The organism is Micrococcus sp. 2A (assembly GCF_039519235.1).
Lineage (GTDB): Bacteria > Actinomycetota > Actinomycetes > Actinomycetales > Micrococcaceae > Micrococcus.
Genome location: NZ_CP154351.1, coordinates 443,944 through 456,861 on the forward strand (window position 1 = coordinate 443,944; position 12,918 = coordinate 456,861).

Below are 12,918 nucleotides of genomic sequence, written 5' to 3' on the forward strand. Positions count from 1 at the left end.
GCATCCGTGCTGGTCAACTCCGCGCGTCGTGCCCTAGTGTGAGCCGCGTCACCCCCGGTGCCCGATCCCTCGGACTCCACCGCAGGCGGTGGCCCGTCCCCTCGAGGAGCAGCACGATGACGCCCTCTCCCCCCTCCCGCACGCGTCGTCTCGGCGCCCTGCTCGCCGCCGCCGTCGTGGCCGGCAGCGCCCTCGGCGCCTCGCCGGCCGTCGCCGTCGATGCCGCCCCCGACGCCTCACGCCCCGCGGTCTCCGCCCCGGCGCGCACGGCCGCGTCCACCGCCGCGGACCCGAACGCGGACGGCTACGACTCCTTCATCGTCACCTACAAGGAGACCGCGTCCGTCTCCCGCCCGACGGGCAGGGCCCTCGCGTGGGGCAAGGCGGCGAAGGAGGCGGGCGTGTCCGTGAAGGAGCTGCGCGAGACCGCGCTCGGCTCCCACGTGATCGCCACGGACGAGAAGCTCAGCCCCTCCGCGTCCGCCGCGTTCATGGCGGACCTGAAGGCCTCGAGCCTGGTGGAGGCCGTGGAGCCGAACGCCATCATGACCGCGAGCGGCCTCACCCCCGCCGATCCGTCCTACGGGCAGCAGTGGGGCTTCACCGGGGTGAACGGCATGCGCGTGCCGGGGGCGTGGGACAGCACCACGGGCACCGGCTCGATCGTCGCCGTGATCGACACCGGCATCACCTCCCATGCGGATCTCAACGCCAACGTGGTGGCCGGCTACGACTTCATCTCCAACACCACCTCCTCGCGTGACGGCAACGGCCGTGACGCCAACCCCGCCGACGAGGGCGACTGGTACCTCGCCGGCGAGTGCGGCGATCCCAACCCGTCGAACTCCTCCTGGCACGGCACGCACGTGGCCGGCACCGTGGCGGCCGCGGCGAACACGGTGGGCGTCGTGGGCGTGGCCCCGAACGCGAAGATCCAGCCGGTGCGCGTGCTGGGCAAGTGCGGCGGCTCGCTCGCCGACATCGCCGATGCGATCGTGTGGTCCGCGGGCGGCTCCGTGCCCGGCGCCCCCCTGAACGCCACCCCGGCCGACGTGATCAACATGTCCCTCGGCGGCTCCGGCACCTGCGGGACCACCTACCAGAACGCCATCAACGCGGCCGTGGGTCGCGGGGTGCCCGTCGTCGTGGCCGCCGGCAACGAGAACCAGCCTGCCGCCAACGCCCGCCCCGCCAACTGCCAGAACACCATCACCGTGGCCGCGTCCGACTCCTCCGGCCGCCGCTCCTCCTTCTCCAACTACGGCAGCGCCGTGGACGTGACGGCGCCGGGCAGCTCCATCATCTCCACGGTCAACACGGGCACCACCCGGCCGTCCGGCGCGGGCTACGCCTCCTACAACGGCACCTCGATGGCCACCCCGCACGTGGCGGGCCTGACCGCGCTCATGCTCACGAAGCAGCCCGGCCTGACCCCGGCACAGGTCGAGTCCACCCTGAAGTCGACCGCCCGCGCCATGCCCGTGACCTGCTCCGAGGGCTGCGGCGCCGGCCTGGCCGACGCCACCGCGGCCGTCGCCGCCGTCGGCGGGACGGCGCCGACCGACCCGACTGCTCCCGTGGAGCCGGCCCCCGCGCCCTCCGGCAACCTGCTGGTGAACCCGGGCTTCGAGTCGGGGGCCACCGGCTGGAGCGGCACCGGCCGGTCGCGGTACGAGTCCGTCTCCCCGCACTCGGGGGTCTACCACGGCGTGCTCAACAACCTCGGCTACGCGAACACCGCGACCCTCTCGCAGACCGTGGCCGTGCCCGCCGGCACGACCACGACGCTGTCCTACTGGGTGCGCGTCGACTCGGCCGAGACCAGCTCGTCCACCGCGTACGACAAGCTGTCCGTGCAGGTCCGCGACGGCGCATACGGCACGTACACCCTCAAGACCCACTCCAACGTGGAGAAGGGTCGCGGCTGGGTGCAGCACACCGTGGACGTCTCCCGCTTCGCGGGCAGGACGGTGACCCTGCAGTTCCGGGGCGTGGAGGACTCGTCCGCCTGGACGGCCTTCAGCCTCGACGACCTCGCGCTCTCCGCGAAGTGAGGCGAGCGGCAGGAGGGCCGGCCGGCCCTCCCGCCGTCGCGCGGACTTGCCCCCGCCGGGGGGATCCGGTAGAGTTCTGCGAGTTGTCCGGTCCGCCACGGCGGAACGGGACGCGCGCGGATCTTTAGCTCAGTTGGTTAGAGCGTTCGCTTCACACGCGAGAGGTCGCTGGTTCGAGTCCAGTAAGATCCACCGCAGCGGGGCCCTCCTTCGGGAGGGCCCTTCTGCGTGCCCGAAGGTGCGTCCGGCGTGATTGGATGTCACCGGCGACCAGCCGCGATCGAGGAGCAGCCAGGCGCAGAGCGCAGGAAGGACACGGTGGACGGCGTGGACCCGGACGGCCCCCAGGAGGCGGAGCGCTTCGACCCGCGCATCCCCGAGCCCGCCGCGGAGCCCACCCTGATCCCCGTGATCCGCCCCGCGGCCGCCGCGGAGTCCCCCGGGCGGCCGGCGCCCCCGGTGATGCTCAGCCCGGACTCGGCGGTGGACCTGGACCCGCTGCTGCTGGACGAGGACGCCGTCAACGAGACCGGGCTCGCGGCAGACCCCGGCCTGCACCCGGACCAGGGCGTCGTCCAGGCGGACGGGGCGGAGGACGCCACTCCCACCCCGGCCGCCGACTCGCCCCTGACCGAGCCGCCGCTCTCGGAGCAGGTGCCCACCTCGGTGCTCTCCCCGGCGGACGCCGACGGCGCCCTGCCCGCGCCGGCCGTGATCCCCGAACCGGACGTCACCGTCCCGGACCCGGTGGTTCCGCACGGCCCGCCGGAGAAGAAGGGCCGGCGCCGAGGGCGGCGGGGGCGCCAGGACCGCGCCGTGTTCGAGGAGGCCCTGCCCACGCAGACCCTCGCCATGGTGGAGCGTCTGCAGAGCTCGCCGTACGGGCGCAGGATGCGCTCCACCCTCCAGCAGCGCAGGGACGTCGAGCACCATTCCGTCGAGGCGCGGACCACCCTGGACTTCGCCCTCAAGCTGGGGGAGACGATGTTCAGCTTCGGGGCCACCTCGCTGGACGTGGAGACCTCGATCATCGTGGTGACCCAGGCCTACGGCATCCAGGAGACCGAGGTGGACCTGACCAACCAGGCCATCTCCCTCAACTACGCGCCCGACTCCTCCCGCGGCGAGGTGCCGTACACGCTGCAGCGCGTGGTGCGCTCCTCGTCCACGCACTTCGACGGCCTCGTGGCCGTCCACCGGCTCGTGGAGCAGATCTCCGAGGGGAAGGTCGAGCGCTCCGAGGCGCAGCGCCGTCTCGTGGAGATCCGCCACCGGCCCAAGCCGTTCCCGCCCTTCTTCGAGGTCCTGTTCGCGGGCGTGTTCGCGGGCTGCTTCGTCCCGTTCATCGGCGGCTCCTGGGAGGGCGCTCTGCTGGGCATGGTCTCCACGTGGCTGGTGTTCTGGCTCAAGGTCCAGGCGGACAGGGCCCGCTTCCCCGAGATCTTCTCCGCCATGTTCGCCGCCTTCCTCGCCACGGTCATCGCCCTGGTGGCGTTCGCCCTCCGGGTGCCCGTCAACCCCGCCGTGGTGACCGCGGGCGGCATCATGATGCTCCTGCCGACGGTGCGGTTCGTGACGGCCACCCAGGACGCGATCAACGGGTTCCCCGTCACGGCCGCCGGCCGCTTCATCTCCGCCCTGCTCGTCTACGCGGGGATCATGGGAGGGATCATGCTCGCGGTGGGGGTGGCGGAGATGGTCGGGCTGCCGCCGCTGGACCTCGCCGAGACCTCGCAGGAGAGCCACCCGTTCCTGCTCCTGCTGGCCCTCGTGGCGGTGGCGTCCATGTCCGACGCGGTGGTGGAGCAGAACCGCAGTCGTGCCATCCTCGCGAGCGGGGCGGTCTCCGCGGTGGGCTACCTCGTCTTCACGGCGGTCACCGCGGCGGGCACGAGCGGTCGGCTCGCCCCGGCGATCGCGGCGGCCGCGATCGGCTTCACGGCGCGGATCGTGGCGGAGCGGATCGGTGCTCCCGCCCTCGTGGTCGCGCTGCCCAGCGTGCTCTTCCTGCTCCCCGGCCTGACCATCTTCCGCTCCCTCTACGGATTCACCGTGGAGTCCCAGTCGGAGATGCTCGGGATCGTCGGGATCGTCGACGCGATCGTCATCGTCGCCGCGATCGCCGCCGGCGTGGCCCTGGGCAACACGGTGGCCAAGCCCGTCACGGACCGCCTGCGGGACTCCTCGCCCCGCGCGCTGCCGCCACGCCTGCGCTGACGGGACCCGCCCGGCGTCGTCGGGGCGGGCGGGACCGACTCAGGCCGGGAGGCGCCAGTCCACCGGCTCCGCGCCCGCCTCGGCGAGGAGGGCGTTGACCCGGCTGAACGGCCGCGAGCCGAAGAAGCCCCGCTGCGCGCTCAGGGGGGAGGGGTGCGGGGACTCCACGACGCCGCACCCCGCCTCGCGCAGCACCGGAGCCATGCGCCGGGCATCGGCGCCCCACAGCAGGCCCACGAGGGGGGTGCCGCGCCCTGCCAGCGCCCGCACGGCGGCCTCGGTGATCTGCTCCCAGCCCATCCCGCGGTGGCTCGCCGGCGCGCCCGCGCGCACCGTGAGGACGCGGTTGAGCAGGAGCACCCCCTGGTCCGTCCAGGCGGTCAGGTCGCCGTGCTCGGGCGGCGTGACGCCGACGTCGTCGTGGAGCTCCCGGTAGATGTTGGCCAGGGAGCGCGGCAGCGGACGCACACGGCGGTCCACCGCGAAGCACATCCCGATCGGGTGTCCCGGCGTCGGGTAGGGGTCCTGGCCCAGCACCAGCACGCGCACGTCGTCGAAGGGCTGGCGGAAGGCTCGGAGGATGTCCTCCGGTGCGGGCAGGACGTGCTCGCCGGCGTCGCGGCGCGCGCGCAGGGCGGCGCCGACGTGCTCGAAGGCGTCCGACTGCGCGGCCAGCGCCCTCTCCCATCCGGGGTCCAGGGGTGCGAGGAGATCCATGCTCCGAGCGTATCCGCGCGCCGACGGCCGCGACGGTCACTACAGTGGCCGTCATGCCTCAGCCGGATCTCCGCCCCGACGACGCCGCCGCGCGCGCCTCCCGCGCGCCCCTCGGCGGTCTCACGGAGCAGGAACGGGCCGTCCTCGACCTCGAGGCCGCGACCTGGCGGCACACCGGCGCGAAGGACCACGCGATCCGGGAGCGCCTCGGACTGGCGCCGACCGCCTACTATCAGGTGTTGAACGGACTGCTGGATCGCGAGGCCGCCCTGGCCTACCGCCCCCTCCTCGTCCGTCGCCTGCTGCGCACGCGCGGCACCCGGCGACGGGCGATCAGGAGGCCCGTGACTCCCTCGTCCACCGCTCCCGCTTCCCCCCGCCAGGAGAACTGACCGATGGCATACCGGCCCGACCGCTTCGACGACGTCCCCGAGTACACCGACCAGCGCGGCGCGCACCGCGCGTCCTTCGCACCGGCCGCCGCCGGCGCCACCGCCGCGTCCAGCGGCGCAGGCGGGGGCGCTCTCCGCCCGCTGCTGCTGCTCGCCGGGCTCGTGCTGCTCGCGGGCCTGTTCCTGGGTGTGATCCTGCCGTGGCTCACCGGCGGGGACGACCGCCCGACGGCCGGCGCGGCGGACTCCTCGTCCTCCTCGGCGCCCACGGACAGCACGACCGAGGCCCCGGCCTCCTCCTCCGAGGCCGCCGCGTCCTCGACCGAGCCTGCCCCGCCCTCCGCGACCACGGACGCGTCGAGCACCGGGCCCGCCCCGGCCGCCGAGTCCTCCCGTGCCGCGCAGGAGTCCGCCGCCCAGGCGTCCCGTGACGCGGAGGCCTCCCGCGCCGCCGAGCAGTCCTCCGCTGCCGCGCAGGCCGCCGAGTCCTCCCGTGCCGCGCAGGAGTCCGCCGCCCAGGCGTCCCGTGACGCGGAGGCCTCCCGCTCCGCCGCCGCGTCGGCCGAGGCCGCCCGCGCCGCCGAGGCATCGCGCTCCCAGGCTGCCGAGGCATCGCGTTCCCAGGCTGCCGAGGCATCGCGCTCCCAGGCTGCCGAGGCCTCCCGCTCGCAGGCCGCCGAGGCGTCGCGCTCGCAGGCCGCCGAGGCGTCCCGCAAGGCCGAGGCCTCCCGTGCCGCCGCAGCGGCGAAGAGCACCCGTGTGACGGTGTACAACGCAACCCGCATCAACCGCCTGGCCGCCCGCAACGCGCAGGAGCTCAAGAACGCCGGCTTCACGTCGGTGTCCGCCCAGAACTGGAGCGGCCCCCGCGTGGGCGCCTCCACCGTGATGTACAACCGCTCCGGGGACAAGGCCGCCGCCGAGGCCGTCGGCCGCGAGCTGGGCCTCCCCGTCGTCCAGAGCCCGAACCTGCAGGTCGACGGCGTCGCCGTCGTCGTCACCGGCTGACCCCGTCGGCGGCGCGTCCGCCGACGCTGTGCGACCCCCGTGGGCGCCACCCCCTGAGGGGACGGCGCCCACGGGGGTCGCGTGCATCCGGACCCGCGCGCCGTCCTCGTGTCGTCCGCCCGGTGCGGATGCGGGCGGACGACGCCCCAGCCTTTTGCACTCTCCCGGGGAGAGTGCTCATAATGGGGTTAGCACTCCGAAGGTGGGACTGCCAGTCGTACCCCGGCCGGCACCCCCGTGGAGGAGGACCTGTCCATCGGTGAGGCCCCGTTCCGGGCCGTCCGTCGCGGGCATCGGTGCGGGTCAGCCACCAGCAAGGAACGTGACGTCCAGAAAGGACATGCACTCATGGCCAAGACCATCGCATTCGACGAAGAGGCCCGCCGCGGTCTGGAGAAGGGTCTGAACACCCTCGCGGACGCCGTGAAGGTGACGCTCGGCCCCCGCGGCCGCAACGTGGTGCTCGAGAAGAAGTGGGGCGCCCCCACCATCACCAACGACGGCGTGTCCATCGCCAAGGAGATCGAGCTCGAGGACCCCTACGAGAAGATCGGCGCGGAGCTCGTCAAGGAGGTCGCCAAGAAGACCGACGACGTCGCCGGCGACGGCACCACCACCGCCACCGTGCTCGCCCAGGCGCTCGTGCGCGAGGGCCTGCGCAACGTGGCCGCCGGCGCCGATCCGCTCTCCCTGAGGCGCGGCATCGAGAAGGCCGTCGAGGCCGTCACCGCCGAGCTGCTCTCCGCGTCCCGCGAGATCGAGACCAAGGAGCAGATCGCCGCCACCGCGTCCATCTCCGCCGCCGACCCGCAGATCGGCGCCCTCATCGCCGAGGCGCTGGACAAGGTCGGCAAGGAGGGCGTCATCACCGTCGAGGAGTCCAACACCTTCGGCCTCGAGCTCGAGCTCACCGAGGGCATGCGGTTCGACAAGGGCTACATCTCCGGCTACTTCGTCACGGACACGGACCGCCAGGAGGCCGTCCTCGAGGATCCCTACATCCTCATCGTGAACTCCAAGATCTCCACCGTGAAGGACATGGTGGCGATCCTCGAGAAGGTCATGCAGTCCGGCAAGCCGCTGCTGATCATCGCCGAGGACGTCGACGGCGAGGCCCTGGCCACGCTGGTGGTCAACAAGATCCGCGGCACCTTCAAGTCCGTGGCCGTGAAGGCTCCGGGCTTCGGCGACCGCCGCAAGGCCATGCTCGCCGACATCGCCATCCTCACCGGCGGCCAGGTCATCTCCTCCGAGGTCGGCCTCTCCCTGGAGAACGCCACCCTCGACCTGCTGGGCACCGCCCGCAAGGTGGTCATCACCAAGGACGAGACCACCATCGTGGAGGGTGCCGGCGACGCCGAGCAGATCGCCGGCCGCGTGGCCCAGATCCGCGCCGAGATCGAGAACACCGACTCGGACTACGACCGCGAGAAGCTCCAGGAGCGCCTCGCCAAGCTGGCCGGCGGCGTGGCCGTCATCAAGGCCGGCGCGGCCACCGAGGTGGAGCTCAAGGAGCGCAAGCACCGCATCGAGGACGCCGTGCGCAACGCCAAGGCGGCCGTGGAGGAGGGCATCGTCGCAGGCGGCGGCGTGGCCCTGATCCAGGCCGGCGCGAAGGCGTTCGAGGGCCTGCAGCTCGAGGGCGACGAGGCCACCGGCGCGAACATCGTCAAGGTCGCCATCGAGGCCCCGCTGAAGCAGATCGCCTTCAACGCGGGCATGGAGCCGGGCGTCGTGGCGGACAAGGTCAAGACCCTCGAGGCCGGCCACGGCCTGAACGCCGCCACCGGCGAGTACGAGGACCTGCTGGCCGCGGGCATCAACGACCCGGTCAAGGTGACCCGCTCCGCCCTGCAGAACGCCGCGTCCATCGCGGGCCTGTTCCTCACCACCGAGGCCGTCGTGGCCGACAAGCCGGAGAAGAACCCGGCCGGCGGTGCCGAGGGCATGGACCCGATGGGCGGCATGGGCGGCATGATGTGACCACCCGCTGAGCCCGCCCGGTCCTCCCGGGCGCCCAGCACGCGAGGCCCGTCTTCCCGATCCGGGGAGGCGGGCCTCGCCGTGTCGGCTCAGGAGCGCAGGGCCTCCAGCTCGCGGCGCAGGTTCAGACGCGCCGGCTGCTCCCAGCGGGCGCGGCCGGTGGCGGTGGCGTAGAGGTGCTCGGCGGAGAGCAGGTGCTGGAGGACGGCAGCCCTCCCGGTGCGCCAGTGCGCGTCAGCGACGTGCGCGAAGTCCGCGCGCACGGCCTCGACGTAGCCGTCATACCCCTGGGGGGAGCTGCCGAGCACCGCGAGGTCCGCGTCGCTCAGAGCAGCCCCGGCGGGGTCGCCCGGGGCTGGGCGGTGGTCCACGGTGAGCAGCACGAGCCGCTCGACTTCGGCGACGAGGGCGGTGGGCACCCGCAGCCGCGGATCGCCGAGCAGGTGGAGGGCGAGCTCGGCCGAGTCCGCCTCGTCCTGGCCGGGGTCGGCCGTCTGGTCCGCCGCGTAGACGGCGTCGTGGAACCAGGCCGCCAGACGCACGGCGCGGGGGTCCGCGCCGAGGTCCTCACCAGCGGCGTCGAGCTCGTCCAGCGCCTCGAGCACGGCGAGCAGGTGCGCGGGGGAGTGGTAGTGGCGGTGCTCCTCGGCCCACCGCGTCAGCAGCTCCTGACCCGTCGCGAGCACCGCGTCCGGGTGGGCACCGGCCCCCGCGAAGAGCCGCTCCCAACGGCGGCGCAGCACCGGGGCGATCCGCGCCGGCCGGCGTCGGGCCGGAACGCGCAGGCCCGATCGGACGAGGCGCCGGACCAGCTCCGCGCCGCTGACCTCCTCCGCCCCTGCCGCCACGAGGTCCGCGTGGCGGTGCGCAGGCACGTCGTAGTGGTCCAGGTCGAAGGCGCGCGGGCTGAGGCCAGCCGTCCGCGCGAAGGCGTGCAGCTCCTCGAGGGAGGCGTCCGAGACGAGGTGCGAGAACACCGTGCCGTGCGCGGGCCAGACGGGTGGGTCGATGAGCACGCTCATGACCGCCACTCTAGGCCGCGCGCGGCACGGGCCCCGGATCAGAAGCGGAACATCGAGGCGTTCGCCGCCTCTGCGTCCTGGTACTGCTGGGCGGCGGCGTCCATGGCCTGGCGGATGGACGCCAGGGAGGCCTCCACGCGCTGCTGGGTGGCGCGCCACTCGGTCAGCACGCCCTGGAAGTTGCTGGACGCCTGGCCGCGCCACGTGTCCTGGAGCTGGCGGAGGCTCGCCTCCATGGTGTTCACCTCGGCCTGCAGGCGGCCGATGGACCCCTCGACGGCGCCGCTCTTGGCGCGCAGGTCCTCGATGTCGATCTGGACGATGGTCATGTGCGTGTCCCCTCTGTGAACGCCGGAGGTGCGGCCGGCTCCGCTGACCCCCACGCTAGGGACGGCCGCTGCCGGCCCGCCGTCGGTCCCCGCGGTCTGGGGACCGGCCGGGGGAGCGGTGAGCCCTGTGCAGGAGCCGCGGCCGGGCCGCGGGACTCAGCCGCCGTCGCGCGGGCCGCGGTCGCGACGGCTGGCCGCAGCGCGGCGCAGTCGTCCGGCGACCCGCGTCAGCCGACGGCGCTGGACCGCGGACGAGGCGCCCGCCCCCGAGGGGGCCGCAGAGGAGGAGGCGCGTCCGGCGGGATCCGCCGTCGGACGCCCGCCCTCCGGGCCGTCCTCCTCGAGGCCGGCGTCGACGTCGTCCTCGTGCCCGGATTCGCCGTCATCCTCGAGGTCGTCGTCCTCGAAGGGGGTCCACGGCAGGTGCACGGAGAACGTGGCGCCGCCGCCCTCGGTCTCCAGGAGCCGGACGGAGCCGCCGTGCTGGGCGGCGATCGCGGCGACGATCGCCAGGCCCAGCCCTGTGCCGCCGGTCTCGCGGTGGCGCGAGGAGTCCGCGCGGTAGAACCGCTCGAAGATCCGTGCGCGGTCCTCCTCGGAGACGCCCTGGCCGTGGTCGCGGATCTCGATCACCGAGTCCCGGTCCGGTCCCCCGCCGGGGCCGCCGGAGCCGCCGGAGGGGATCTCCACGGTGCCCACCGCGATCTCGATCGGGGTGCCGGCCGGGGTGTACCGCAGCGCGTTCGTCATGAGGTTGACCACCACCTGGCGGATGCGGTTCTCGTCGCCCATGAGGGGGGCCGAGGAGGCCCGTCCGCCGTCCAGCCCGACGAGCCGCACCGTGCGGTCCGGGGCGTTGACCGAGGCGTCCATCATGGAGTCCACGCCCAGCACGAGCAGGTCCACCGGCGCGTGCTCGAGGGGCCGCTGCTCGTCCAGGCGGGCGAGGGTCAGCAGGTCCTCCACGAGGCGCGTCATGCGGGCCGCCTCGGACTCGATCCGGCCCATCGCCGCGGCCACGTCCTCCTCCTTCGTGATGCCGCCGTGGCGGTAGAGCTCGGAGAAGCCGCGGATGGTCACGAGCGGGGTGCGCAGCTCATGGGACGCGTCCTGCACGAACCGGCGCATCTTGCCCTCGGAGACCTCCTTGTCCCGGAAGGCGGACTCGATGTGAGCGAGCATCGCGTTGAGCGAGCGGGACAGTCGCCCCACCTCGGTGTCCGGGGGCGCGGTCTCGACGCGCTGGCTCAGATCGCCCGCCGCGATCTTCGCGGCCGTGCGCTCCACGCGGTTCAGCGTCCGGAAGGCGCGCTCCACCGCCAGGTTGGCCACCACGACGGCGCCCGCCGTCGCCAGCAGCCCGATGGTCACCACGAGCGCGGTGACCCGCTCCACGGAGGAGGAGACGGTGTGCAGGGGCAGGGCGATGGCGATGGAGCCCTCGCCGCTGCGCAGGGGGTACAGCTGGACCCGCCAGCCGTTCGAGTCCGCCTGCGTGCCGGGCACCTCGAAGGACTCGGAGCCGATCTCGCGCACGCGATCCAGGGAGAGCCCCTCGAGGCGCGGGGCGTCCGCGTCCATGATCACGGGGGTGCTGACGACCGGCGCGCCCGTGGTGTCCCACAGGGCGCCGTAGAAGCGCAGGATCCCGTGCTGGGGCGTGTAGTACCCGCCGGTCTGGACCACGGTGGTCAGGTACACGGACACCGCGTCCCGGTTGGTGACCATGTCCTCGTCCAGCTGCCGCACGAGCTCCTGCCGGAACAGGGCGGAGGTGACGAGGGCGGTGACCGCCACGAGGGTGAGCATGAGCGCCGTGATCATCACGACGAGCTTGGTGCGCAGGGACTGGGCCGACCACGCGCCCCGAGCCCACGTGCGGGGGTGCCGCAGCCGGGACGACGCGACGCGGAGGCGCTCCGCCACCTCAGCGCTTGTCGGCCGTGCGCAGCATGTAGCCCACCCCGCGCTTGGTGTGGATCATGCGGTCCCGCCCGCCCACGTCGATCTTGCGACGCAGGTAGGAGATGTAGGACTCCACGATGGAGGCGTCCCCGTTGAAGTCGTACTCCCACACGTGGTCCAGGATCTGGGCCTTGGAGAGGACGCGGTTCGGGTTCATCATCAGGTAGCGCAGGAGCTTGAACTCGGTGGGGGAGAGGTCCACCACCTCGCCGCCGCGACGCACCTCGTGCGCGTCGTCGTCCAGTTCGAGGTCGTCCACGCGCAGCACGGCGCCGTCGTCGTCCAGGGACGCGGTGCGCCGCAGCACCGCGCGGATGCGGGCCACCACCTCGTCCAGCGAGAAGGGCTTGGTGACGTAGTCGTCCCCGCCCACGGTGAGGCCGGTGACCTTGTCCTCGGTGCCGTCCCGGGCGGTGAGGAACACCACGGGGAAGTGGCGGCCCGCGGCGCGCAGCCGGCGGGTCACGGTGAATCCGTCCATGTCCGGGAGCATCACGTCCAGCACCGCCAGGTCCGGCTGGAACTCCTCCGCCGCCTCGAGGGCGTCGTGGCCGTTGGCGGCGGCGCGCACCTCGAAGCCCGCGAAGCGCAGGGACGTGGAGAGGAGCTCGCGGATGTTGGGCTCGTCGTCCACCACGAGGAGGCGGGCTTCAGGGTTCTGAGACTGCATGAGTCCAGTCTGGCCACTCCACCTGGGAGTCCGCTGGGCGTTCGCTGACGTGCCGGGCCGCTCAGGAGCGGGCGCGCCGCACGGCCGAGAGGACCAGGTGCAGCACCAGCAGGCCGAACCCCGCGGGAAGCCCGTAGAGGGCCAGGCGGTACAGGAGGGGCAGGGCCGGGGCCGAGAGGAAGTAGGCCACCAGGAGGGCCGCCAGCGCGAGGGCGGAGACCGCCGTGACGGCCACGCCCGCCACGAGCACCGCGCGCAGCCACGGGCTGGGCGCGCGGCCTTCCGCGAGGTCGGTGGCGGGTCGGCGCGCGGCGGAGGGGACGGTGGCAGGCATGGCCGCCACTGTAGTCCGGCTATCCTGGAGGATCAGTGCAGCACGTCCATCGCCGTCCCTCGAGGGCTCACGGTCTGAGGCGGTCCCACCGATGCCGCGGCCTCACCGCGCCGGTGCAGTCCAGGACCCCGCCGATCCCTCGGGCGAGACCCGGCCGAGCGCCCGTCGGAGACGGCGGCGGCGCCCGCCGGAGAGGCCGGTGGGCGACCCGACGACGAAGAAGCAGG

General features: G+C 73.5%; 11 protein-coding genes and 1 tRNA gene. 6 read left to right on the forward strand and 6 right to left on the reverse strand.

Features of this window, described 5'->3' with window-relative positions; genetic code table 11:
* Nucleotides 1-116: 116 nt before the first annotated feature.
* The 3 genes from AAG742_RS02100 to AAG742_RS02110 all read left to right on the forward strand — a co-directional run bounded on the left by AAG742_RS02100 (nt 117) and on the right by AAG742_RS02110 (nt 4,271).
* Complete coding sequence (locus AAG742_RS02100; RefSeq protein ID WP_298713886.1) at nt 117-2,054, forward strand: S8 family serine peptidase; 1,938 nt, start codon at nt 117-119, stop codon at nt 2,052-2,054.
* 118 nt (nt 2,055-2,172) lie between these two features.
* A tRNA-Val gene (locus tag AAG742_RS02105) sits at nt 2,173-2,246 on the forward strand.
* Nucleotides 2,247-2,282: 36 nt separating this feature from the next.
* Entirely contained in the window at nt 2,283-4,271 is a 1,989-nt protein-coding gene (locus AAG742_RS02110; protein WP_343282230.1) for a threonine/serine exporter family protein, read from the forward strand.
* A 39-nt stretch (nt 4,272-4,310) separates the two neighbouring features.
* Here the strand turns inward: AAG742_RS02110 and AAG742_RS02115 are convergent, their stop codons facing one another.
* A complete protein-coding gene (locus AAG742_RS02115; RefSeq protein WP_298713892.1) occupies nt 4,311-4,988 on the reverse strand; it encodes a uracil-DNA glycosylase in 678 nt (225 codons plus the stop codon).
* A 53-nt stretch (nt 4,989-5,041) separates the two neighbouring features.
* On the opposite strand from AAG742_RS02115, the gene AAG742_RS02120 reads away from it, so the two are divergent.
* The 3 genes from AAG742_RS02120 to groL all read left to right on the forward strand — a co-directional run bounded on the left by AAG742_RS02120 (nt 5,042) and on the right by groL (nt 8,371).
* Nucleotides 5,042-5,380, forward strand: coding sequence for a DUF3263 domain-containing protein (locus AAG742_RS02120; protein WP_248115345.1), 339 nt, complete (start codon nt 5,042-5,044; stop codon nt 5,378-5,380).
* 3 nt (nt 5,381-5,383) lie between these two features.
* A complete protein-coding gene (locus AAG742_RS02125) occupies nt 5,384-6,388 on the forward strand; it encodes a LytR C-terminal domain-containing protein (protein WP_298713894.1) in 1,005 nt (334 codons plus the stop codon).
* Between the two features lie 348 nt (nt 6,389-6,736).
* Nucleotides 6,737-8,371 carry a chaperonin GroEL gene (groL, locus tag AAG742_RS02130; RefSeq protein ID WP_298713897.1) on the forward strand — a complete coding sequence of 545 codons (1,635 nt, stop codon included), beginning with the start codon at nt 6,737-6,739 and terminating at the stop codon, nt 8,369-8,371.
* Nucleotides 8,372-8,460: 89 nt separating this feature from the next.
* On the opposite strand, the gene AAG742_RS02135 is transcribed toward groL, so the two are convergent.
* From AAG742_RS02135 to AAG742_RS02155, 5 genes are all read right to left on the reverse strand, one after another.
* Nucleotides 8,461-9,393, reverse strand: coding sequence for a DUF4031 domain-containing protein (locus AAG742_RS02135; RefSeq protein WP_298713900.1), 933 nt, complete (start codon nt 9,391-9,393; stop codon nt 8,461-8,463).
* A gap of 38 nt (nt 9,394-9,431) precedes the next feature.
* The gene (locus AAG742_RS02140; RefSeq protein ID WP_248115349.1) at nt 9,432-9,722 is read right to left on the reverse strand and encodes a WXG100 family type VII secretion target; all 291 of its coding nucleotides are present in this window, start codon (nt 9,720-9,722) and stop codon (nt 9,432-9,434) included.
* Between the two features lie 156 nt (nt 9,723-9,878).
* Complete coding sequence (locus tag AAG742_RS02145) at nt 9,879-11,648, reverse strand: HAMP domain-containing sensor histidine kinase (RefSeq protein ID WP_298713902.1); 1,770 nt, start codon at nt 11,646-11,648, stop codon at nt 9,879-9,881.
* Nucleotide 11,649: 1 nt separating this feature from the next.
* Nucleotides 11,650-12,357: a response regulator transcription factor gene (locus AAG742_RS02150; protein WP_298713903.1), complete on the reverse strand. Its 708-nt coding sequence runs from the start codon at nt 12,355-12,357 to the stop codon at nt 11,650-11,652.
* Nucleotides 12,358-12,418: 61 nt separating this feature from the next.
* On the reverse strand, nt 12,419-12,691 hold the full coding sequence (locus tag AAG742_RS02155) for a hypothetical protein (protein ID WP_248115352.1): 273 nt from the start codon (nt 12,689-12,691) through the stop codon (nt 12,419-12,421).
* Nucleotides 12,692-12,918: the final 227 nt, after the last annotated feature.